The organism is Streptomyces tatrensis, assembly GCF_049310065.1.
Taxonomy (GTDB): Bacteria; Actinomycetota; Actinomycetes; order Streptomycetales; family Streptomycetaceae; genus Streptomyces.
On sequence record NZ_JBMDLB010000011.1, the window covers coordinates 12075 to 34214 of the forward strand.

Consider the following 22140-nt stretch of genomic DNA (forward strand, 5'->3'; position numbering starts at 1 on the left):
GAGCGGGAGGAGGATGCTCACGGCGCTCAGCATGTCCAGCGGGAGGGGGTGAAGCCCAGCCCTGGGGACGGCGATGGATAGTGTGCCCTGTAGTGGCTATCGCGCCTGGGAGTGCAGTCCGCTTGCGAGGTTGTCCTGGGCCATGTCGTCTCGCTCAGCCGGTGTGAGCCACCGGGCGGATGAGCCGGCGGTGGTCCGTTCCACCCACAGCACATCGTCGACGGCCTCGGCGACGGCGTGCAGGTGGCTGATCACCATAACCAGGCGGTCACCGCCGACCTGGGCGCGCAGTACCTCCAGTGCCAGGTCCAAGGCGGTGGTGTCGAGGGCGGCGAAGCCCTCGTCGAGGAAGAGGGAGCCGAGAGTCGGCCCACTGCGGGAGTGCAGTTCGGCAAGCGCCAGGGCCAAGGCGAGGGACGCCATGAACTTCTCCCCCCCTGACAAGCGATTCGGGTGGTGGGCGACCCCGGAGCTGCGGCTGATGATGTCGAAGTCTTCTGCGAAACCGAATCGACCGTCAGACATCTGCCCGAGCAGGTCGCTGGCGACGCCGAGCAATGCGCGGGTTCGCAGCGTGGTGAGGTGGCCCAGGAACTTGGCGTCAACCAGTTCGCGGCGTAGTACCTCGAGGGCTTCATAGCGGGCTTCGCCTGCAGTGATGGCGAAGTCCAGGTCAGCGGCTGGCTTGATCAGGTCCTGTGCTTCTCGCTGTTTGCAGCGCTGGTCTTCGGCCTCTTTGGTTGCCTGCGCGGCTGCGGCAACGAGCGGGTGAAGTGATTTGGGTGTGGTCAGGTCGGCTGAGGCGTCGAAGCCGTCGACGTCGGCGAGTGCGGCTGCATGCTTGCCGAGACGGCTTTCGGCAGCGGCTGCGCGTTCTGTCGCCGCGGCGGCTCGCTCGGCGAGTTTGTCGCCGAGTGCCGAGGTCGTCGTCGAGAGGGCGGCGGCGTAGTGGCGGACCTCGGCGATCGCCGGCTCCGTGGGAGCTGCTGGCAGCGCTAGCCGGTCAGCCTCATCGAGATGTGTGCTGGCCTGGACGGCGGCCTGGGCCCACGCTTCCAGGTTGTCACGCAGTTTCTCCAGGGGGCGTTCAAGGCGGGCTCGGGTGTCGTGGTCGAGGGTGCGCTGGTCGGCGAGTACCGCGTTCTTCTCCGCTCGGGTTGCTTCCCTCTGGTCGAGCAGCTCTTGGAGTTCGGTCTGCCGGGCGGTGACGGCTGTGGTGGCGGCGTCCGTCTGTGCGGTGGCGACGTCGATCGGGTCCTGCGGCAGCATCGCCCGGATGCGCGCGGGAAGCATGCCGATGTCGGCGGCGGTCCTTGCCACGGCCCGGGTGTGGCGCTCGTGAGCTGCGGATGCGTCTTTGGTGTCGCGGTGGTGTGCTTTCGTGCGTTCTGCCAGTGTTTTGCGGTCTGCTTCGATCCCGGCGGTGCGGCGGTGCTCTTCGTCCTTCAGCTGTTCGGCGTGTGCGGTGGCCGTGTGTTCGCAGGCGGAGATGGCGTCGGTGATCGCCGCTGTGTCCTGCTCAGGATGTGCGGCGCCGGGGGTGGCCAGGGCCGTAGTGGCTGCGGTCAGCCTTGCTGAGGCTGATGTGGCGTCGAAGACCGTGCCTGCTTCGGCGGCCTGGGCCGCAAGGCTCCGGAAGGCTCGTACCACCTTCTCGATGTTCTCCTGCGCCGTCTGCTGTGCGCTTTTGTGCTCGTGGTCGCGTTCGAGTACCGCTTCGTCGGCGATGGCCACGGCGGCGCGGGCTTCGGCGCGCAGCTCGACGACTATGTCGTGTGCGGTCTTCGCCTGCTCTCGTTGCGTGTTCGCCTCGGTCAGCTCATGCGCGTCGGCCTGCTCGGGGTGGAAGTCGGCCGGGAGCTGCCGGCGGCATACGGGACAGTCGTCGTCGGGGTGCAGTTCGGTGGCGATCGCAGCGGCCTTCTTCCGCAGCCGGAGCGCCTCCAGGTGCGTCTCGGCCGCGGTGAGGTCTTCGCAGGCCGCGGTTGCCTTGGCCTCCGCCGGGCCGAGGTCTTCGTGGGCGGATTTCTGCCAGCCCACCGCGGTGGCGTGGGCGCGCGCGGTGTCGGCGATGTGTCGGGCCGCCGAGAGGGCCGCGTCCCACGCGGTGCGGGCTGCGGTGGCGCACGTGCGGGTCTGCTTGCTGTTCTCGGCGGCGGTGCGGGCTGCCTCCGCCGTCGCTTGGGTGTGTGCGGCGCGTTCGGCCAGTTCCGTTTCGGCCGTGGCGATGGCGTCGCGTTCGTCGTCGAGTTGTGTGGTGCGGGAGGCCAGCCGGTCGCGTTCGCCGCGGTGTTCCTCGGCGGTTTCCGCGAGGGTCTTCAGGAGCATCGCGGCCTGGGCGAGGGCGTCGCGGCCTTCTCCTTGCGTCTCTGCCGCGGTGATCACTCCGGTCAGTTCCTCTTCCCTGGCCGCAGCCTGCTCGGCACGCCGGTTGAGGGTGTCGCGCCGTGCGGCGAGGTCGGTGGCCTCGGAGTCGAGCGTGTCGAGGACGGTGGCGGCGTCGGTCGCCTTGCGTGTTGCCAGGGTCTGGGAGGCGCTGGTGGCAGCCGCCGCGGTGTCCCGGGCTTGCGAGGCTTCTTCCTGCAGTGCGGTAATGCGGGCGACGGCGGTGTCCAGGCGTTCGGCATGGGCTGTGGCCGCGTCGGCGGCCGCACCGGCTGCTGCGGCCGTCTCCTCGGGGTTGTCCGGCATGGGGGCCCGTTTGGCCCGCGCGTCGCCCAGTAGTTGCTGGAGTGTGCGGCCGTGGCGGGCGGCCAGGTTCCGGACTGTTTCCAGTGATTCGGCGCCGAACAGTTCTCGGAGCCGTTCGCTGCGTTCCTTGGGAGCGGCGGTGAGGAGCTGGTCGAACTTGCCCTGCGGGAGCAGCCCGACGCGCAGAAAGGTGTCGTAGCTCATCTGCAGCACCGTCTTGATGCAGTTGTCGACGGCCGTGGCGCCGTCGGTCTCCTCGCCGGTGTCCAGGTTTTTCAGGTGGTGCCGGCCCGCGTTCGGGTTGGTGGCGTGCATGGTGCGGTGGACACGCCAGTTCTGCCCGTCGTGTACGAAGGTGAGTTCGACGCTCATGGCCTGTGCGCCGTCGGCGATAAGCTGCCGGGGTTCCTTGGCGTCCCAGGAGCTTTTGCGGAACAGGGCGAAGGCGATGGCGTCGAGCAGGCTGCTCTTGCCGGCGCCTGTGTCGCCGAGGACCGCGACCAGGCTCTTGCCGGTGAAGTCGACGGTGGTCTGGGCGGGGTAGCTGCGGAATCCGGTGAGGGCGAGTGTCATCGGTTTCATCGCGTCGTCTCCGCGTCGGTGGTGTCGGTGATGGTGAACAGGCTTGAGCGGTCGATGGCGTCGAGGGGCTGGCCGGCGATGGCCGCGCTCAGCAGTGTCTGCTCGCAGCACGGTGCGGGATCATCGGGGTCGGGTTCGGCCCGCAGGTGGGTGAAAGCGGTCATGGCTCGGTCCAGGGCCGGGCCACCTGTGCCGCGGTCGGCGAGGTAGTCGTGCAGCAGGTCGTCGATGTCGGGCAGTTCGGTGGTGGAGGTCTGCCGGTCCAGCACGCGGTGTGCTGTGCCGGTGCGACGCTCGTCGATGTCGACGAGCGTCGCCTGCGGCAGCATCTTGGCGAGGGTGGCCGGCAGGGACGGGTCGAAGACGTCGACGTTCACCACCGCTTTCACCCAGGCGTCCCCCACGCGGGCGGCGCGGTGGGCGATCTGTTCCAGGGTTCCTTCGAGGCGGACCAGGCGGCGGCCTGCGGTGAGCGGTTCGAGTTCGATGCGGGGGTTGGTGCCCGGGCCGATCTCGGCGAGTACGACGCTCTTGGTGTCGCCTGTCTCGCCGAAGTCCATCTGCAGCGGGCTGCCGGCGTAGTAGGCGGGGAATCCGGAACGGCCGACGGGCTGGGCTTTGTGGATGTGGCCGAGGGCGCCGTAGGCGACGTCGGGCAAGTCCGTGGCCGCAGCCGCGTACTCGGTGCTCAGGGACATCCGCCGCTCCGAGTAGGACGGGAGGGCTCCCTCGATGAACAGGTGGGCGGCGTAGACGAGGACATCCCGGGGGCCTCGGTCGGCGGTCAGACGGCGGTAGACCTCGGCTTGGACGGTGCGCATGCGCTCGGCGTAGGTCGCGGTGGTCAGGGCGGGGTCAGCGAAGTCGTAGGTGAAGCGGTTGGGGTGCAGGTAGGGCAGTGCGCCGATGCGCAGGGTGAGCTCCCCGTTCCTGGTCGGGTACTCGGCAAGGAGCAGTCTGTCGGGGCGGGCGTCGGTGGCGAAGCGGACCCGGGTCTGGTCTCCTTCGCGGACGCCCATGTCGTTGAGGACGTACTCCAGGAACGCCAGGACGCGAGTGGTGTCGTGGTTTCCGGCGACGACGACCACGGGCGCGATCGTGCCGAGGCGGCGCAGCGCCTGTGCCGCACGGCGCATGTCGTCCAGGCTGGGGCGGGGGCTGTCGAAGAGGTCGCCGCTGTGAACGATCAGGTCGGGGGCGTAGTCCTCGGCGATGGCGATGATCTCGTCCAGGACAGCGTCGACCTCGCTGTCACGTCGATGGCGGCCGATCTGGCGGCCCAGGTGCCAGTCGGAGGTGTGGAATACGCGTCCCGTCACGGGTGCCCCCAAAGGAACGGCCTGCGGGGCGGCGCGGGTTGCGCCGCCGCGACCGGATGTTCGGTGACCCGACTGTACCTCGAATCACAGGAACAAGTCTGGAAAACTCTGGAACTCTGGAACTCTGGTAGCGTCTGGTACATGAGTGATCCGCTGGACGCCCTGGAGAAGAGCATCGGCACCCTGCGCCGCGCGATCCGCGACGCCGCCGCCGCCGGTGACACCGAACGGGCCGGCGAGCTGCGGATGCAGCTGCGCCGCGCCGAGCGGGCCTGGGACGCCCTCGTCGACGCCGATGAACCTGCGGCCGCCCCGCCCCGCCCAGCGCCGGAAACTGCTCCGGCCGCCCGGGGATCGCAGCTCCCGGCTCGCGAACACGTCCACCGCGCCCTGATGCTCCTCGGGGTCCCGGCCGCGCCCAAGCTGATCGTCGGCGTGCACGAGGCGTTCTTCCCGGGAGAGCTCTCCGCGTCCAAGCTCTCCAGCCTGCGCCGGGACGAGGAGCGTTCCTACCGCTCCAGTCCGGGAGCCCGGCCGTACTACCTGTGCCCGGCACTGGCGCACGACCTGCTGACACCGGTGCGGGCACTGATCACGATCAGCACCTGGACGCTGGAGCAGCGCGTCATCGGTCCGCTGTCCCCGCGCGTGGACTTCCTCACCGGCGCGCTCCGCATCGCCGAAGCGGTGCATACCTCCGCTGCGGACGGGCCCAGTCCGGAGGCCCTGCGGCTGCTGTGGCGCTTCGCCGTCAACATCCCCGACGCCATGCCGAGGAATGCCTCCGGTCACGGGGGCGCGCTGGATGCGCAGCAGGTGATCGGCGCCGCCCAGGCCGAGCTGGACGTGCATACCGACACCGACCGTGCCACCCGGGCGGCCGCCGCGCGGCAGGCCCGCAAGTCCCTCGGTGACGACGAGCAGTTGTTCGGCGCGCCCCTGCGGGGCGTCACGCATCTGCGGTCCGCCCGTGCCTGATTTCCATCTCCCCGCATCCTTATTCTTCCCCGCAAGGATCTACGAGACCGTGAAAGAACCAGTCGACAACCGCCTCGCCGCATTGCGCGGATCCGCGAAACGCCTGGACTACAACGCCCGGTCGCTGGCGGCCCTGGAGAACAACCCGCGCTGCACGCTGCGGGCTTTGCTGGACGCCTCCGGCTCCGACAAGGCCGCGATCGCCACACACGTCGGCCACCCCCCGTCCTTCGGCCAGTCCTCCTTCGCCATCACCCGCGGCAACGCCTTCGAGGCGATGGTGAAGGACAACGGCTGCGCGGAGCTCCTGCGCGTCCTGCGCGAGACCCTGGAACTGACGCTGCCGGAGGTGGGGTACGAGGACCTGAACGACGTCGGCGGCGACGGCCGTTCCAAGGAGCGCCATGAGCGCACCGAGGAAGTCCTGCTGCGGGCCGCCCGGGGCGAGGACGACGGTACCTTGTTCGACCACCCGATGCTGTGCCTGCAGATCGGCGGGCACAAGGCGTACCTGGAACCGGACCTGGTGGCCTTCCGCATCGACGGACGCTTCCACGTCGTGGAGATCAAGAGCTTCCCGATCATCGACGGGCAGGCCGCCCCCACCCAGGTACGGGCGGCGACCACGCAGGCGTGCGCGTACATCATCGCGCTGCGCGACCTGCTCGGGCGGGCCGGCATCAGCGAGGAGGTCGTCTCCGACACGATCGTGCTGGTCGCGCCGAAGGACTTCACCAACCGCCCGACCGGGGCGTTCGTCGACGCCCGCAGGCAGGTGGCCGCCCTGACGCGTCAGCTGTCCCGCATCGAACGCATCGGGGACCTGGTGGACCTGCTGCCCGAGGACCTCACCTTCGACCTCGCCCCGGACGCGGAGGATCGGCCCCGGCGCCCGGCCGAGGAGCTGACCGAGGCGCTGGATCAGGTCCTCGCCACGTACCGCCCGGACTGCCTGAACCACTGCGAGATGGCGTTCTACTGCCGCTCCCGCGCCCGCGCGGAGGCCTCGCTGGATGTCCTCGGGCCGGTGGTGCGCGAGCAGTTCGGTGGCATCGACACCACGACCATGGTCATGGGGCTGGCGCGCGGAGAACTGAAGCCGAGCGAGGACCAGGTGGAGATAGCCGCGGCCCTGCGGCACGCCGCACGGCTGCGTACCGAACTGGAAGACCTCGGGGGTGTGGCATGAGCACGCTGTCGGCGCTGGCGCACGTGCAGGCGATGGAGTCGATGCAGGCGGTGCCCCTGACCGAGTTCCGGCACCGGCATCTGTCCGCCCGGCCGCTGGTGATCATCCCGCTGGCCATGGCCGGCGAGGCCGGGGCGCCCTTGGCCGCGATGGTCGGCTCCGCCAAGAGGAACGGGACCCTGCTGGTCGTGGCCCAGCCCCGCAACCGGGACCAGCGGTTCGCGTTCGCCGCCGGCCTCGGCCAGATCGTGATGGACTACATCGACTCCTTCCGCCAGGACCGCCGCGGAGAAGGCGAGCGTTCCCGGTACACCGACGCACCGCAGATCCTGGTGCCCAACCCCGGCGGCGTCAAAGCCCTGGCCGATCTGGGACGCATGTGCCGCTTCCGCGCGACGTCCGGTCTCTACGCGGTGCCGGACGTCGTACCGGAGCTCGGCATGTGGCTGACGTTCCTGGCCGACAGGGCCGAACAGGCCGGCACCTCCATGCTGCTGCCCGTCACCGGGATGCTCGCCGAGCACTGGGCGACCGGCCAGAGCACGCTCGAGGACCAGAACCTCGCCTCTCTCATGGCCTGGATCGCTCCCCCGTCGGGTATGAGCGTCGAGCAGGCCATGGCCGATGCGGAGAACACGGACGTGTGCCCGCCGGCGGGCCCGGCGACCTCCCCCGAGTTCGACAACCGCGACCTGGCCCCGGCGATCAGAAAGTTCGACACGGCCCGCACGCTCGACGACCCGCACGCGCTGGCCACCGCCGAGACCGAACTGCGGGAACTGATCGCGGGACAGATCCAGCCCACCTGGCGCATGGTGTGGCAGGCCATATCGCTGCTGCGCTCCGTGCCCGAGGCACCGCGGACCGCCAAGCGCTTCGAGGGTGACTGCAAGGCCTTCACGGACTACTCAGACTACCGGGACTCCGGCGGGCTTCCGCAGCGCAAGCGGGACACCGCGATCGGTGCGGCCCGGCGGCTGGGCTGGCTGGAGCGCGCACTGGTCGAATTCGAGTCCGACATGGCGTTCGACGATCGTTTCGTGCTGGCCGACCGGCGCAGCGCCGGTGAGGCGTTCGCCGGGACGGTCGTGGAGACCGAACCCGGCCGGACGGTCACCACGGACAAGAACAGGCGGGTGCCGCGGCCACGCCTCACCGTCCGCACCGAGGATCCCGTGCGGCTGGCCGCCGACACCAAGCTGATCAGCCCGTCTCAGCCGGCCGGCCACAAGGCCGTGATCGTCTCCGTCCTCCCCGACGGCGACACCACACGGGTCACGGTGGAGATCACCGGCGGCATGGGACGCGGCCGCGTCCCGAAGCAGGGCACCGTCCCGGAGTCGGGCCAGTCCGTCGCCTACCTGCCCGACCCGGGGTGGCGCCCGGCACCGCAGTTCCCAGCCTCCGACGCCGCCCCGTGGACACACAGTGCCGCCGACGAGAGCGACACCGATTCCGCCGTTCCCGAGGACGCCGCAGCAGAGGAGTGGGGCAATGAGGACTGACGCCAGCACGACACACGAACGGGCCGTGCCCGACCCTGCAACGGCCGCTGCCGCTGCCACCGAGGCGATCCTCGCGAATATGGCCGACGGGCGTCATAGGGCCGTGGTCGTCGACTCCCCGCCGGGCGCCGGCAAGAGCACCCTGGTGGTCCGCGCCGCCCAGAAGCTCACCGAAGGCGGCGAGCGCCCGATCATCGTCGCCCAGACCAACAACCAGGTCGACGACCTGGTCGTGCGTCTGGCCAGGGAGCATCCCGGCATCGCCGTCGGACGGTTGAGTGCCACCGGCTACGCCCCGTCTCCGGCCCTGGGTGCCCTGACGAACACTACCGTCGGCCGCACCCTGGCCGACCTGGCCGGCTGCCGGATCATCGTCGCCACCGCCGCCAAGTGGGCCACCGTCCGCGACGCCACGTTCGGCTGGGCGATACTGGATGAGGCCTACCAGATGCGTTCGGACATGCTGTTGCAGATCGTCGAACGCTTCGAGCGGGGCCTGTTCGTCGGCGATCCTGGCCAGTTGGACCCGTTCACGATCGTTGGCACCGAGCGCTGGATCGGGTTGCCGCACGACCCCACGCAGAACGGTGTCAGCGTGATGCTGGAGCACAACCAGAACATTCCCGTGCACCGGCTGCCGGTGTCTTGGCGTCTGCCGCTCTCGGCCGCACCGACCATCGCCCGGGCGTTCTACCCGTTCACCCGCTTCACCGCCGGAACCGGTGAAGACACGCGTGCCCTGGGGTTCCGCACCGCCGGGTTCGCCCGCACCGACCTGGACGAGACCCTCGTGCAGGCGTTCACCACCGGCTGGGCCCTGCACGAACTGCGCCGCCGGCACGTTCCGCGAACCGACACCGAGACCCTCCAGACCGCCGCCGACCTCGCCGGCAGGCTGCTGGAACGCGGAGCGGTCGCCACTTGCGAGCGCCACCCGGGCGGCCGGCCCCTGGAACCCTGCGACATCGCCATCGGCGTCGCCCACCGCGACCAGGCTGACCTGGTCCGGGCCGCGCTCGCCCGGACCGGCAGCCCCGGCGCGCCGGGCGTGGCGGTGGACACCGCGAACCGGCTGCAGGGCCGCGAGTTCGAAGTCGTCATCGTCGTGCACCCGTTGTCCGGCCGCCGGGACGCCACGGCCTTCCATCTGGAGGCCGGGCGACTGTGCGTGCTCGCCTCCCGCCACCGGCAGGCGTGCATCGTCGTCGCCCGCGAGGGCATCGCCGATCTTCTGGACAGCCACCCCTCGACCGACCCGGTGCATCTGTCCGTGCGCGCCAAGTTCCCGGACGGCTGGGAAGCCAACCAGATCATGCTGGACAAGCTTGCCCAGCACCGCGTCGCCGCCTGATCCCACACGGTGCTGCCGCCCGTTGCCCGGCATCTCGATTAAATCCGCATAATTGTTCTATTTTCCGGCTTTTGTCAGTGCCCGTCTTTAAGGTTTCCGTATCCGCTCCATTCCGGGCGGATACGGAAAACCGCAGGTTCGCGATCGGGGGTTGCATGCAATTCGATCAGGTCACGGCTCTCACCAGCCACCCGGCATGGGTGCTACTGCGCGCGGACAACGCCGCCTTGGTGCTGTCCTTCTGCGGCACGGTGTTCGTCGAGGAGAACGCGCGCGGCGTGCCCGAGAGCGTGCTGGAGTCCCGGCTGGACGACCAGCTCTACCTCCTCAACGAGCGCGAGCCCGGCTCCTTTCCGCGGACCGCAGCCGGCTATCTGGCGGAGTGGACGAAGATCGGTTGGCTGCGCAAGTTCTACCCGCCCGGCGAGGACGAGGCGCACTTCGATGCGACCACGGCCCTGGAGAAGGCCGTGGCCTGGGTGCGGGATTTGCCGGCACGCTCGTTCATCGGGACCGAGTCCCGCCTGAATACCGTCGTCACGCTTCTTCGGCAGATGGCCTTCGGGGCGCAGACCGACCCGCAGGCGCGCATCGACGAACTGCGCCGGGAACGTGATGCGCTCGACGCCCAGATCGCCCGGCTGCTCACCGGAGAGGTGGAACTCCTTTCCCCGCTCGCCCTGCTGGACCGCTACCAGCAAGTGGAGAGCATCGCGGTCGAACTCCTGCGGGACTTCCGTGAGGTGGAGGCGAATCTGCGGGAACTGGACCGGCGGCTGCGTCGGCAAGTGGCGACCGCGGAAGGCGGAAAGGGCGAGCAGTTGGCTGCCTTCCTGCTGGAGCGCGACGAGATCGCCCAATCCGACCAGGGGCAGAGCTTCCAGGCGTTCTTCGATTACCTCCTCTCCCCACGCCGCCAGCAGGAGCTGCGGGAACTGCTGCAGCAGGTCACCCAGCTGCCGCAGCTGGAGGGCAGAACCGACCGGACCCTGCTGAAGGTTCCGTTCGCCTGGCTGGAGGCGGCGGAGAACACCCAAGACACCGTCCGGCAGCTGACCGAACAGCTGCGCCGGTTCCTGGCCGACCGAGGCCGGGCGGAGGACCAGCGTGTGCTGGCGCTGGTGCGCTCCGTCCAGCGCCACGTCACCGCCCTGGGCGACATGGCGGATCTGCCCGGCATGGAGCTGGAGATGCCCCAGGCGGGCATCGCGCTGCCGATGGAGCGCCGGCTGTACATGCCGGTCGAACGCGTCGAGTTGGACACCACCACGCAAGGGCCTTCCGACGACATCGAGGCGGATCTCACGGAGCTGTTCGCCGGCATCCACGTGGACACCGAGTTGCTGGCCGGCCACGTCCTGGACGCGGTCGCCGCGAGCCCGCACGGCCAGGCGGCCCTGGCCACTGTCGTCGAGGACCACCCGCTGACCCTGGGGCTCGCGGAACTGCTCGGCTACTTCCGCATCCAGCATCCCGATCTGGATGTGAGCGTGGACCCAGGGCATACCGATGTCCTGGTCTACCCGCGTGTGGGGGCACCGGGCCACGCCCGGGCCGAGGTGCCGCATGTGACGTTCGTACGCAACGAGGGCGGCACGGCCGCCGGAAAGGCCGACCCGCGATGAGCGATGCCCTCACCACCCCCGTGGTCCACCTGCTGAAGGCGGGCGTGCTCTACCAGGGCGACACCCCGCTGGTGTGGGAGCAGATCCTCGCCCAGCAGGCGGCGATCGGCGACTACCTCGGCGTGATCGGCCTCGATGTCGTCGTCGACCGCGCCGAGGGCTACGCCTACGTGCGACAGCAGGACAGTGAGGCCCGGGACGACGGGACCACCGTGCCGAGGCTGGTCACCCGCCACCGGCTCTCCTTCCCCGTCAGCCTGATGCTCGTCCTGCTGCGCGGGCGGCTGGCGGACAGCGACGCCGGCTCCGACGATCCGCGCCTGGTGCTGACCCGTGAGGACCTGGTCGAGATGGTCCGCGGCTTCCTGCCCCCACGCGGCAACGAAGCCCAGCTCGTCGACCAGATCGATGCCCACATAAGGAAGCTCGTCGACCTCAAGGTGCTGCGCCCGACGAAGCAGACCGCAACCTACGAGGTACGGCGGCACCTCAAAGCCCTGGTCGACGCCCAGGTTCTGAGCGATTTCAGCGACCTCCTCGCCACCTACCGCAGCGCTGTCTCCACCACGGTTAAGGACGACGCATGACTCTAACCACCGGCCCGGCGGCGCTCATCCCCCGCCAGACGGCGCCCGGCCCGGCACACACCTACGACGTCGGCCCCGGATTCCGGCTCGCCCGCCTGGAGGTGCTGAACTGGGGCACCTTCCACCGCACCACCCGCACGTTCGCCGTCGACGGGCACAGCGCGCTGCTCACCGGTGGTGTGGGCTCGGGCAAGTCCACCCTGGTGGACGCGATCACGACACTGCTCCTGCCCGCCCACAAGATCGACTACAACAAGGCGGCGGGTGCCGACGCCAAGGAACGCGACCTGCGCTCCTACGTCCTGGGCCACTATCGGAACGAACGTGTCGAAGCAACCGGCAGTACGCGCCCCGTGGGGCTGCGCGACCACGCCTCCTACAGCGTGATCCTGGGCGTCTTCACCAACTACGCCCTCGGTACCCACCTCACACTCGCGCAGGTCTTCTACTGGACCTCTCCTACCAGTACCGGGCAGCCGGAGCGGTTCTACCTGACCGCCGAGCACCCGCTGTCCATCGACACCGACTTCACCGGCTTCGGCACCGACATCACCGACCTGCGTCGGCAGCTGAAACAGCGCGGTGCCACCCTCCACGGCAGCGCGTACACGCAGTACGGCAAGGCGCTGCGCCGCGGCCTGGGCATCCCCGGCGAGCAGGCTCTGGAGCTGTTCCATCAGACGGTGTCGATGAAGGCCGTGGGCAGCCTGGACGAATTCGTCCGCGACCGGATGCTGGAGCCGTTCGACGCGCAGGCAGCCGTCGACAAGATCGTCGCTCACTTCGACGCACTCACCGCCAGCCACAGCGAAGTGGTGCGGGCCCGCCAGATGATCGAAGGCCTGACACCGATCGTCGAGGCGTGCACCCGGTACGACACCCTCCAGGAAGACCTCACCATCCTGGAAAGGCGCCGCGGTGCCGTCCCCGCGTTCTTCGCCGGCCACCGCCAGCGCCTCCTCGCCGCACGCCACACGGCCCTGCGTGCCCGCACGATGGAACTGGAGGAACTGCAGTTCACCCGCGCGCGGCAACTGGAGCAGCTGCGCGGTGCGGCCGACGGCCTGCAGCGCCGCATCGACGGCGCCGGCGGGGAGAAGCTCGTCCTGCTAACCGGCCGGATCGATGAGTTGGGCCGCGAACGCAAGCGGCGCCGCGACCGCGCCACCGAGTACAACGACTGGCTCGCGCGAGCGGGCATGGACCCAGTCACCGACTCCGCCTCCTTCCACGAGCGCACGGAGCAGATCGCCGCCGCCCGCACCCGGGCCGGGGAACAGGAACGGCAGGACCGCGAGGAACTCGACGGCCTCGCCGTCGCGCGCCGCGACAACACCGCCGCAACCGACGAGATGCGACGCGAGATCACCAGCCTGCAGCAGCAGCGCTCCAGCATTCCCGCCCATCTGCTGGACCTGCGCCGCGAACTCGCCTCCGCCACCGGCGTCAGCATCGACATCCTGCCGTTCGCCGGCGAGCTGATCCAGGTCCGCGACGACGAGGCCGCCTGGGCCGGCGCCGCCGAACGCGTCCTGCGCGGATTCGCCCTGTCCCTGCTGGTCCCGCACACTCACTACGATGCGGTCTCGTCCTGGATCAACGGCCGTCACCTGGGAATCAGGATCGTCTACTACGAGATTCCCGCCCACACTCCGCGCACCATGCTGCCCGACGACCGCACCCTGCTGACCGGCAAACTCGACCTCAAGTCCGACAGCTGGGCCCGCGACTGGCTCGCCGCACGGCTACGCTCGCGCGCCGATTACCTGTGCGCCGAAGACCTGGACACCTTCACCCGCGCCACCCGGCCTGCCGTCACCCGGCAAGGTCTGGTCAAGGCCGGCGGAGGCCGCCACGAGAAGAATGACACCCACCGCATCGACGACCGGCGCAACTGGGTGCTGGGCTGGAGTAACCAGACCAAGCTCGACGCCCTCCTCGCCGACGCCGACCGCCTCACCCGCGAGAGCGCCGCCCTCACCGCCGCCACCCGCGAGCTCGAGACGCGGCAAGAGGCCCGCGCCAAAACCAACGGCGCCCTCACCCTCCTGACCAGCGTCACCGCCTACGCGGAACTCGACTGGCCGACCACCGCTGCCGACATCGAACAGCTCGAGCGGCAAAAGCGCACCCTGGAGGCCGAAGCAGGCCTGGACGCGCTCACCTCGCAGCTCCAGCAAACCAGGAACGACATCAAGCAGAGCGAGGAAGCCTTCGGCCAGGGCCAGGAAGAACTGGGCGCGCTGCGCCACGACACCGAGGGCACCACCACGCTGCTGGAGAAGACCACGAGCCTGCTGGCGAAGTGCGACCTCGACGCCATGGCGGAGCACGAAGGCGCCCTGGGCAGGTTCCTGCCCGCGGCTGGCAGCGATGACAGTCGCCTGGAGGACCTGGACACCGCCGAGCGCGACGCCGAGTCACAACTGCAGCGCACGATCGGCAGACGCAACGACACCCTGCGCCAGGCGAGCAACCAGGCAATCGGGCTGATGACCGCGTTCCGCGGCAGATACCCGGCCCACACCACCGAACTGGACAACTCCATGGAGTCCGCCGTCGGCTACAGATCCCTGCACCGCCATCTCACCGACGAGGACCTGCCCCGCTTCGAGCAGCAGTTTCTCCTCTACCTACGTACCAATGTCATCCGGGACATCGCCTCCTTCCAGGGCCGGCTCATCGCCCAGGAGCAGCAGATCCGCGAACGCATCGACGTGATCAACGACTCGCTGGCCGGCATCGACTACAACCCGGGCCGCTACATCCAGCTGAACGCCGCCCCCACGCTGAACAGAGAGATCCGCGAGTTCCAGCACGACCTGCGAGCCTGCAGCAGCGAAGCGCTCTCCAACGACACCGGCGACACCTACACCGAGGAGAAGTTCCTCCAGGTCAAAGCGCTCCTCGATCGGTTCAAGGGCCGTGCCGATCACACCCGAGTCGACGCCGGGTGGACCGCCCGGGTCTCCGACGTGCGGCGCTGGTTCGTCTTCTCCGCCAGCGAGCTCGACCGCGGCACCGACAACGAGCACGAGGTCCACCCCGATTCCGGCGGAAAGTCAGGCGGCCAGAAGGAAAAGCTCGCCTACACCGTCCTCGCGGCCTCTCTCGCCTACCAGTTCCGCATCGACCCCACCACCGCCAAGACCAAGACCTTCCACTTCGTCACCATCGACGAAGCCTTCGGACGCGGAGACGACTCCTCCGCCCACTTCGCCCTCGACCTGTTCCAGCGTCTGGGCCTGCAGCTCCTTGTCATCACCCCGCTCCAGAAGCTGCACGTCATCGAGCCCCACGTCACCCGCGTCGGCTACGTCGACAAGCCCGACGAGACCCGCTCCCGCCTGGTCAACCTCACCATCGAGGAGTTCCGCGCCCACAAACAAGCGGCCCGGCAGGCCCACCAGCCGCCCGCGGAGCAGTCATGACACCGGCCGCGTGGAGCCGCCCCGAGGACGTTGTCGAGACCCTGCGTCGCAAGTGGACCAGCGGCCGCTACCTCGCCGCCGCAGCAGGCGGACACCCCTTCGAACCCATCGCAGTGCCGCTCAAGGGCCCGACCGCGGCCGACACGCTGCACCACTACGAGCAGGCACTCGCCTGGGCGCAGTCCTGGGCCCCCAGCCTTCACCCCCAACTGCGCCTCCAGACTAAATCCATCGGCGGCCGCAACGGCCTTCCCTCCCACACCTTGCCAGCCCGGGCCTGGGTCGACACCCGCCTCGCCCTATGGGCACTGCTGGGCGTCACCGACCTGGTCGACCGCTTCCACACCCTGTACGAGCACACCGCACTCCATTACCCCGGCCTCGCCCGGTGGATGGCCGACCACCCCATGAAGGTCCTCCTGCACACCGCGGCCTGGCACCAGCTCGTACGCACCGTCCGCTGGATCCGCGACCACAGCGCCCAACAGGTCTATCTGCGCGAGATCGACGTCCCCGGCGTGGACACCAAGTTCATCGAGACCCACAAGGCGATCCTCGCCGAGCTCCTCGACCACGCCCTCCCCGAGAACCGCATAGACGCCGGCGCCCCGAAGAATGATCTCGCCGCACGCTACGGCTTCCGCACCAAGCCCATCTACATCCGCCTGCGCTACCTCGGCGCCTCTCCCCTGCCCTTCAGCGAACTCACCGTCCGCGCCCAGGAACTGGCCGACTGGCCCCCGGGGGTACGCACCGTCTTCGTCCTCGAGAACGAGATCACCTATCTCTCGCTGCCGCCGGTCCCCGACGCCATCACCATTCTCGGCTCCGGATACGCCGCTGCCCTGCTGCGTCACCTGCCCTGGCTCGACGACGTCGACCTCTGCTACTGGGGCGACATCGACACCCATGGCTTCGCCATCCTCGACCAAGTCCGAGGACGCTTCCCGCACACCACGTCACTACTCATGGACCGCGCCACCCTTCTCGCACACAAGTCCCACTGGAGCCAAGAGAAGACGCAAGCACGCGACGGCCTCACTAACCTCACACCCGAGGAGGCCCATCTCTACCAGGACCTGCGGACCGGCACCTACCGGCCGCACCTACGCCTGGAGCAAGAGCGCATAGCCATCACCACCGTGCGAGAGGCTCTGACGCGGCACCGGGGGTGACGTCCGGGGGCTGCGGACACCGGACGGCCGCGGGCCAGGACCATGGTCGAGGACGACGCCACTCCCGCGTCCGTCCGGCCGGGCGGTCCGCTGGTTCCCTGCGCTCCGACATCCGCCCCTACCGGGCCCGCGGCGTACGGGTCGCGGCCCAAGATCGACGAACGCGCCGGCAGCCCGTCGGTCAACCCTCTGCAGCCCCTGACGACAGCACGCGGGTGTACCGGCCCGAGGGCCTGGTGTGGCTGGAGGGCTACCAGGCCCTCATCCGCTGGCGCGCCGCACACCACATCATCAGCCTGCACGCCGTCCCCTTCGACACAGAGACCGAGGTCGGCGTCACCACGGCGTTCCCGCTCGGGTGGTGGCTTCACCAGCAGCGCCGCGCGCTGCGGGCCGGGGAACTGGAGGGCCGGCGCAAGCAACTCCTCGACGCCCCGGAGGCCGGAATAGTGTGGGAACCGGGCGAGGAGGCGTGGGAGGCCAAGCTCGCCGCGCTCCGCTCCTACCGGCGCGCGACTGGGCACCTCGCACCTCGTCAGGAAGCTGTGTGGGGCGAGGGCGCGGCCACGATGCCGGTCGGGCAGCACCTGGCCAACCTCCGCCGCACGGGCGCAAAGAACGGCCTCGGGAAGGACCCGGAGCGGGCCGCCGTGCGCGCGCCGCAGCTCACGGCGATCGACCCGGAGTGGGACTGCCCCTGGCCGCTGGACTGGCAACGGCGCTACCGCGTCCTCGCCGACCTCTCCGACACCGAAGCCGGCGGCGTCCCGCCCCATCGAACCCGGCGTGGTGATGGACGGCGACGACCTCGGACGATGGCTCCAGCAACAGCAGAAGCCGAGTATCTGGGCCGGGCTCCTACCCGCCCAGCAGGAGCGCCTCACCCGGCTGGGCGGGACCCCCGCAGAGGCACCGTCGCCCGCCCCGGCGGCCACGCATACGGCGAAGGGCCCCTCTAAGGCACAGCAGGCATTCCAGCGGGGCCTCGCCGCGCTCGCGAGTGTATCGAGCGGGAAGGCCAGCGGCCCGTACCCCGCGGCCATGCTGAGACCACGGTCGACGGCGAGGCCGAGCCGGTGACCGTGAAGCTCGGCGTATGGGTCTCGAACACCAAGGCAAGGCGCGACAAACTCACTGCTGAACAGCTCGGCGCACTGCGGGAGCTGGGCGTGGAGTGGGCGTAGCACGCGTACAGGCCGGTCGCTGAACCGATCCACTGTCGCCCCGGACATAGCAGATTCAGAAGGAGCCTTCGGGCTGGTCTGAGAGTTTTTCACCGCATCGTGTGGCTCGGTGTATCTGCGCATTGCCCAGTTTGGTCGACCCGTTTCCACTGAGGGCGGAGGGGGCTTGCCTGTGATCTTGCCTCGGAATCGACGGAGGGGGCAGGGTGCATCCGCGTCATGTGAACGTACGGTTCGTGGGGCCCGACGGGGTGGTGGTCCAGCTGCCGTGGCGGACCACGACCGGGGAGCTACGGCCCATGGACTACCCGGTCGTACGTGGTTTCCCGGTACGGCGCGGACGGCGGTTGGCTCCGGGATGCTGGTGGTCTGCGACCACCAGCCGTCTGGTCGGATACGGGAGCGCGGCGATGCGGGACGCGGTCATGCTGCTGGACCGCGATCCGCAGGTGGTGGGCATCGCGTGCCGGCCAGTGGAGTTCGTGTGGGAGGAACAGGGAAGGGTTGTCACCCACACCCCTGACCTGGCCGTGGCCCTGGCCTGTTAGGCGACTCTCAGCGTGGTGATGAAGCGAGGTGACGGCGACACTCCCGTTGCACACGGGATGTAGTTGCGTCCGGGACCGGGCTGTCTCTTCGTGCGCGACGACACGGTGAACACGAGCGGGCCATGGAGCCGTCGTTCGTTCAGAAAGCCTTGACGTGAGGCCGTGCCGAGGGGGTCGGTACTCTACGGACGTGGATCACCCCGCCCGGCAGTACTACAACCCGCACATCACGGCGGCCGAAGAGCGTGTCCTGCTGCGGAGGAACTATCTGCTCAATCAGACAGGTCAAGCGGCCTTGGGACTCGTCGGGCCACATCTGCGCGGTATCGCGGTAGAGCCTCGACCGGACGCGATCGTCCTCCACTTCGCCATCACCGAACGTACTGCTGAGGTGGAAGAAGACCTCGACGACATCATCTTCGAGCTCAGGGTGTTCCTCGGCGGGGGGCCTGAACAGCATTCGGAGATCGCCGCCGAGATTCATGTTGGTCGGACAGACGCTACGTGGCCCGGGCGCCGCCACGCTCTGCTCTACGTCGCGAAGCCGGAAGCCGGGTGACTGAAACTCGCGGGTTCTGACGATTCCTCGTCCAAGACCATTGACGCCTTGAGCAACATGATCCTTTGGCGTTTGGGCAGGCTGGCGGTACTTCGTCCGTGCTCGGAACCGAGCACAGTTTGGCCGCGGAGGCTGTCGGTGCTGATCGTGGACTCGGACGCGCTGCTTGTCGAGCGAGAGCTGCGGGCCGGCCAACTGGCATGTCCGCTGTGCTCATCGGTTCTGGCGCCGTGGGGTCATGGCCGGCCGCGGTCGATCCGGGGTGATCTGGGGGCCCGGCTGTTTCTGCGGCCACGCCGTACGCGGTGTTCGGGCTGCAAGGTCACCCATGTGCTCCTGGCGGAGGCACTCTGGCCGCGGAGGGCGGACGCCGCCGTGGTGATCGGGGCCGGGCTGGAGATAGCCGCCCTGGGCATGGGCCACCGCCGAATCGCCGCCCACCTGGGCCTGGCCGAGGGCACGGTCCGTGGCTGGCTGCGGGCGTTCGCCGGTCGGGCGGAGGCCGTTCGCCGCCATTTCACCGTCGCTCTCGTCGCGCTCGCGGACGACCCGGTGATGCCGGATGCGACGCCTTCGACGTTCGCCGACGCCGTTTCGGCGGTCGCGGCCGCCCATCGGGCGGCTGCGACGAAGTGGCCGGGGATGCTCACGGTGTCGCGGTGGGAGTTCGCCGGGAGGGCGATAGGCGGCAGGCTGTTGACCTCGTCTTCTTCCGCTATTTGATCAACACGGGCCGCCCCTGGGCGGGATCAGGAGGTGCCGGAAGTCTTGATCTTGTCCGCCGACTCAGCGGCGGGCGTTGTTCGAGACGCGAGGTGGGTTGCCTATGTCACCGAGTGAGGACGAGGACCGTCGCCGGGCGGAGCGGGCCCGGCAGGTGGGCCTGTTCCGCTACGGCTTGATCCAGGACCTGATCGACACGAAGCTCACGACGCGCCAGCGCGGGAAGCTCGCCCGCGAACTGGCCGCGAAGGAGCACACCGATCCGTTCGGCCGGCAGGTGCGGGTCGCCCGCGGGACGCTGGACCGGTGGGCCCGTCACTACCGCGCGGGCGGGTTTCCCGCGCTGGTGCCGGCCCAGCGGCAGGTCACCCCGCGGACCCCGGTGGAGGTGCTGGACCTGGCGGCGGCGCTGAAGAAGGAGAACCCTGCCCGCACGGCCGCGCAGATCCAGCGGATCCTGCGGACCACGCAGGGGTGGTCGCCGACCGACCGGACGCTGCAGCGACACTTCGCGGACGCCGGCCTGACCGGCGCTGGCGGCGAGAAGAGCGTGTTCGGCCGGTTCGAGGCCACCCGCGGCAACGAGTTGTGGACCGGGGACGCCCTGCACGGGCCGAGGATCGGTGGGCGCAAGACGTACTTGTTCGCGTTCATCGACGATCACAGCCGGGCGATCGTGGGACATCGGTTCGGGTTCGCCGAGGACACCGTCCGCCTGGCCGCGGCCCTGCGGCCGGCACTGTCTGCCCGCGGGGTCCCGGAGTCGATCTACGTCGACAACGGCAGTGCCTTCGTCGACACGTGGCTGCTGCGGGCTTGCGCGTCTTTGGCCGTCCGCCTCACCCATTCCAAGCCCGGACGGCCGCAGGGCAGGGGGAAGATCGAACGGTTCTTCCGCACCGTCCGTGACCAGTTCCTGGTCGAGCTCGACGAGGAACGTGTCGGCCAGATTGAGCATCTCAGCGAGCTGAACAGGCTTTTCACCGCGTGGGTGGAGACGGTCTATCACCGCACGGTGCACTCGGAGACGGGGCAGCCTCCGATCGAACGGTGGCTGGGTTCGATTCCCCGGCCGCTGCCGCTGCCCAGCCCCGCTGATCTTCGGGAGGCGTTTCTGTGGTCGGAGTTCCGGACCGTGACGAAGACCGCGACGGTCAGCCTGCACGGCAACAGCTACGAGGTCGACCCGATGCTGGTCGGGATGAAGGTCGAGCTGGTCTTCGACCCGTTCGACCTGACCGAGATCGAGGACTCGGGCAAGAGCGCGGGCAAGGCGGTCCCGCATCGGGTGGGTCGTCATACCCATCCGAAGGCGAGGCCGGAGACACCGCCGGAGTCGGCCCCGCCGACTGGAATCGACTACCTGAAGATCCTCGACGAGAAGCACACGGCGAACACCGCGAAGGGCATCAACTACTCGTTCCTGATGGACGACGGGCGGGGAGCTCGATGATCGACCGCGTTCAGGGGTACTTCGGGTTCACCCGGGTCCCCTTCGGCCGCAATCTGGCCCCGTCCATGCTTCACCAGCACCATTCCCACCGGGAAGCCGCCGCCCGCATCGCGTGGTGCATCAACAACCGGGCGATCGGCGTGGTCACCGGCGAAGTCGGATCCGGCAAGACCGTCGCCCTCAAAGGCGCCGTCGCTTCGCTGGATCCGGCCCGGTTCACGGTGATCTACCAGCCGAATCCCGAGGTCGGCATGCGCGGTCTCTATGACCGCATCGTCACCAGCCTGGGCGGGACCCCTAAGTTCCATCTGGCCGCTCTCGCCACGCAGGCGTCCGCCGCGCTGGCCGCGGAGGTCGATGAACGGGGCAGGACGCCGGCTGTGGTGATCGACGAGTCGCACCTGCTCGACCACCAGGAGCTGGACGCGATCCGCATGCTCACGAACTACGACATGGACTCCACGACGCCGTTCGCGGTGTTGCTGATCGGTCAGCCCACCCTGCGCAAGCGGATGAAACACGGTGTTCTGGCGGCCTTGGACCAGCGGATCTCGATCAGCTATCAGATGCCCACGATGAGCAAGGAGGAGACCGCCAGCTACATCAAGCACCACCTCACGATCGCCGGGCGAGAGGACACGCTGTTCTCCGACGACGCCGTCGAGCTCATCCACCTCACCAGCCGCGGCCTGCCCCGCTCGGTCAACAACATCGCCTGGCAGTCCCTCATCGCCGCCTTCACCGAAGAGAAGGGAATCGTCGACGAGTCGTCCACTCGCACCGCCATCACGGAGACACACGCGACAGAGTGAGCACGAAGCCGACACCGTGTTCACGAGGACCCCGGCGGCCTGACGGCCGCCGGGGTCCTTGCATCCCATCCCATCGACAACCAGCACGTCGCCCTCATGCTCATCTTCAGCGTCGCTCAACACGTGCGCGACGACCTCCCCGCCGGGGATCTGAAGGGTCGCTTCAGCCTTCTGCTGGAGCTTCTCGACCTTCAGGATCACCGTGGCATTGGTGATCTTGTCGAAGTGGCCCTCCACTCGCGCCAGCTTCTCCAGGATGTACTCCCGCAGAGGCTCGGTGACCTCGACGTGGTGACCGCTGATGTTGACCTGCATGGCATCTCCGCTCGCTTGAAGGACCACCCGCCCAGGCCCGTCACTGAAAGTGAGCAGTATCGAGCGGTGCGTATCTTGCGGTGATGATCTTAGGGTCGCGGGCCTGACGGGTG

At 69.0% G+C, this 22140-nt stretch carries 15 protein-coding genes and 2 pseudogenes; 14 read left to right on the forward strand and 3 right to left on the reverse strand.

Annotation, left to right across the window (positions count from 1 at the left end; genetic code table 11):
- Positions 1–96: 96 nt before the first annotated feature.
- The gene (locus ACODT5_RS15760; RefSeq protein ID WP_422519918.1) at positions 97–3273 is read right to left on the reverse strand and encodes an AAA family ATPase; all 3177 of its coding nucleotides are present in this window, start codon (positions 3271–3273) and stop codon (positions 97–99) included.
- Entirely contained in the window at positions 3270–4592 is a 1323-nt protein-coding gene (locus ACODT5_RS15765; protein ID WP_422519919.1) for a metallophosphoesterase family protein, read from the reverse strand. The genes ACODT5_RS15760 and ACODT5_RS15765 overlap by 4 nt, the downstream gene beginning before the upstream one ends.
- Before the next feature lie 141 nt (positions 4593–4733).
- Here ACODT5_RS15765 and ACODT5_RS15770 point away from each other — a divergent pair, with 141 nt between their 5' ends.
- From ACODT5_RS15770 to ACODT5_RS15835, 14 genes and pseudogenes are all read left to right on the forward strand, one after another.
- Positions 4734–5570, forward strand: coding sequence for a hypothetical protein (locus ACODT5_RS15770; protein ID WP_422519920.1), 837 nt, complete (start codon positions 4734–4736; stop codon positions 5568–5570).
- Positions 5571–5619: 49 nt separating this feature from the next.
- On the forward strand, positions 5620–6759 hold the full coding sequence (locus ACODT5_RS15775) for a hypothetical protein (protein ID WP_422519921.1): 1140 nt from the start codon (positions 5620–5622) through the stop codon (positions 6757–6759).
- The gene (locus tag ACODT5_RS15780; RefSeq protein ID WP_422519922.1) at positions 6756–8264 is read left to right on the forward strand and encodes a hypothetical protein; all 1509 of its coding nucleotides are present in this window, start codon (positions 6756–6758) and stop codon (positions 8262–8264) included. Before ACODT5_RS15775 ends, ACODT5_RS15780 begins: the two co-directional genes overlap by 4 nt.
- Positions 8254–9615: an AAA domain-containing protein gene (locus ACODT5_RS15785; protein WP_422519923.1), complete on the forward strand. Its 1362-nt coding sequence runs from the start codon at positions 8254–8256 to the stop codon at positions 9613–9615. Before ACODT5_RS15780 ends, ACODT5_RS15785 begins: the two co-directional genes overlap by 11 nt.
- A gap of 155 nt (positions 9616–9770) precedes the next feature.
- On the forward strand, positions 9771–11240 hold the full coding sequence (locus ACODT5_RS15790; protein WP_422519924.1) for a DUF3375 domain-containing protein: 1470 nt from the start codon (positions 9771–9773) through the stop codon (positions 11238–11240).
- Positions 11237–11827: a DUF4194 domain-containing protein gene (locus ACODT5_RS15795; RefSeq protein WP_422519925.1), complete on the forward strand. Its 591-nt coding sequence runs from the start codon at positions 11237–11239 to the stop codon at positions 11825–11827. Before ACODT5_RS15790 ends, ACODT5_RS15795 begins: the two co-directional genes overlap by 4 nt.
- On the forward strand, positions 11824–15258 hold the full coding sequence (locus ACODT5_RS15800) for an ATP-binding protein (RefSeq protein ID WP_422519926.1): 3435 nt from the start codon (positions 11824–11826) through the stop codon (positions 15256–15258). Before ACODT5_RS15795 ends, ACODT5_RS15800 begins: the two co-directional genes overlap by 4 nt.
- Positions 15255–16433, forward strand: a complete 1179-nt coding sequence (locus ACODT5_RS15805) for a Wadjet anti-phage system protein JetD domain-containing protein (RefSeq protein ID WP_422519927.1) — start codon at positions 15255–15257, stop codon at positions 16431–16433. The genes ACODT5_RS15800 and ACODT5_RS15805 overlap by 4 nt, the downstream gene beginning before the upstream one ends.
- 209 nt (positions 16434–16642) lie before the next feature.
- Positions 16643–17617: pseudogene (locus tag ACODT5_RS15810) on the forward strand (helicase associated domain-containing protein); the annotation flags it as partial.
- Positions 17618–17838: 221 nt separating this feature from the next.
- Positions 17839–18165: a hypothetical protein gene (locus tag ACODT5_RS15815; RefSeq protein ID WP_422519928.1), complete on the forward strand. Its 327-nt coding sequence runs from the start codon at positions 17839–17841 to the stop codon at positions 18163–18165.
- A 190-nt stretch (positions 18166–18355) separates the two neighbouring features.
- Positions 18356–18724 carry a hypothetical protein gene (locus ACODT5_RS15820; protein ID WP_422519929.1) on the forward strand — a complete coding sequence of 123 codons (369 nt, stop codon included), beginning with the start codon at positions 18356–18358 and terminating at the stop codon, positions 18722–18724.
- Between the two features lie 138 nt (positions 18725–18862).
- A complete protein-coding gene (locus tag ACODT5_RS15825; protein ID WP_422519930.1) occupies positions 18863–19447 on the forward strand; it encodes a DUF6431 domain-containing protein in 585 nt (194 codons plus the stop codon).
- Between the two features lie 103 nt (positions 19448–19550).
- Positions 19551–20900: a DDE-type integrase/transposase/recombinase gene (locus tag ACODT5_RS15830; RefSeq protein WP_422519931.1), complete on the forward strand. Its 1350-nt coding sequence runs from the start codon at positions 19551–19553 to the stop codon at positions 20898–20900.
- Entirely contained in the window at positions 20897–21712 is an 816-nt protein-coding gene (locus tag ACODT5_RS15835) for an ExeA family protein (RefSeq protein WP_362636407.1), read from the forward strand. Before ACODT5_RS15830 ends, ACODT5_RS15835 begins: the two co-directional genes overlap by 4 nt.
- Before the next feature lie 165 nt (positions 21713–21877).
- Here the strand turns inward: ACODT5_RS15835 and hpf are convergent.
- Positions 21878–22027, reverse strand: a pseudogene (gene hpf, locus ACODT5_RS15840) (ribosome hibernation-promoting factor, HPF/YfiA family); the annotation flags it as partial.
- Positions 22028–22140 lie beyond the last annotated feature (113 nt).

Bases quoted from the DNA above. Each gene is read 5' to 3' on its own strand.
- ACODT5_RS15760 (WP_422519918.1), bottom strand. From the start codon at position 3,273: ATGAAACCGATGACACTCGCCCTCACCGGATTCCGCAGCTACCCCGCC.
- ACODT5_RS15770 (WP_422519920.1), top strand. From the start codon at position 4,734: ATGAGTGATCCGCTGGACGCCCTGGAGAAGAGCATCGGCACCCTGCGC.
- ACODT5_RS15780 (WP_422519922.1), top strand. From the start codon at position 6,756: ATGAGCACGCTGTCGGCGCTGGCGCACGTGCAGGCGATGGAGTCGATG.
- ACODT5_RS15785 (WP_422519923.1), top strand. From the start codon at position 8,254: ATGAGGACTGACGCCAGCACGACACACGAACGGGCCGTGCCCGACCCT.
- ACODT5_RS15790 (WP_422519924.1), top strand. From the start codon at position 9,771: ATGCAATTCGATCAGGTCACGGCTCTCACCAGCCACCCGGCATGGGTG.
- ACODT5_RS15795 (WP_422519925.1), top strand. From the start codon at position 11,237: ATGAGCGATGCCCTCACCACCCCCGTGGTCCACCTGCTGAAGGCGGGC.
- ACODT5_RS15800 (WP_422519926.1), top strand. From the start codon at position 11,824: ATGACTCTAACCACCGGCCCGGCGGCGCTCATCCCCCGCCAGACGGCG.
- ACODT5_RS15805 (WP_422519927.1), top strand. From the start codon at position 15,255: ATGACACCGGCCGCGTGGAGCCGCCCCGAGGACGTTGTCGAGACCCTG.
- ACODT5_RS15830 (WP_422519931.1), top strand. From the start codon at position 19,551: ATGTCACCGAGTGAGGACGAGGACCGTCGCCGGGCGGAGCGGGCCCGG.
- ACODT5_RS15835 (WP_362636407.1), top strand. From the start codon at position 20,897: ATGATCGACCGCGTTCAGGGGTACTTCGGGTTCACCCGGGTCCCCTTC.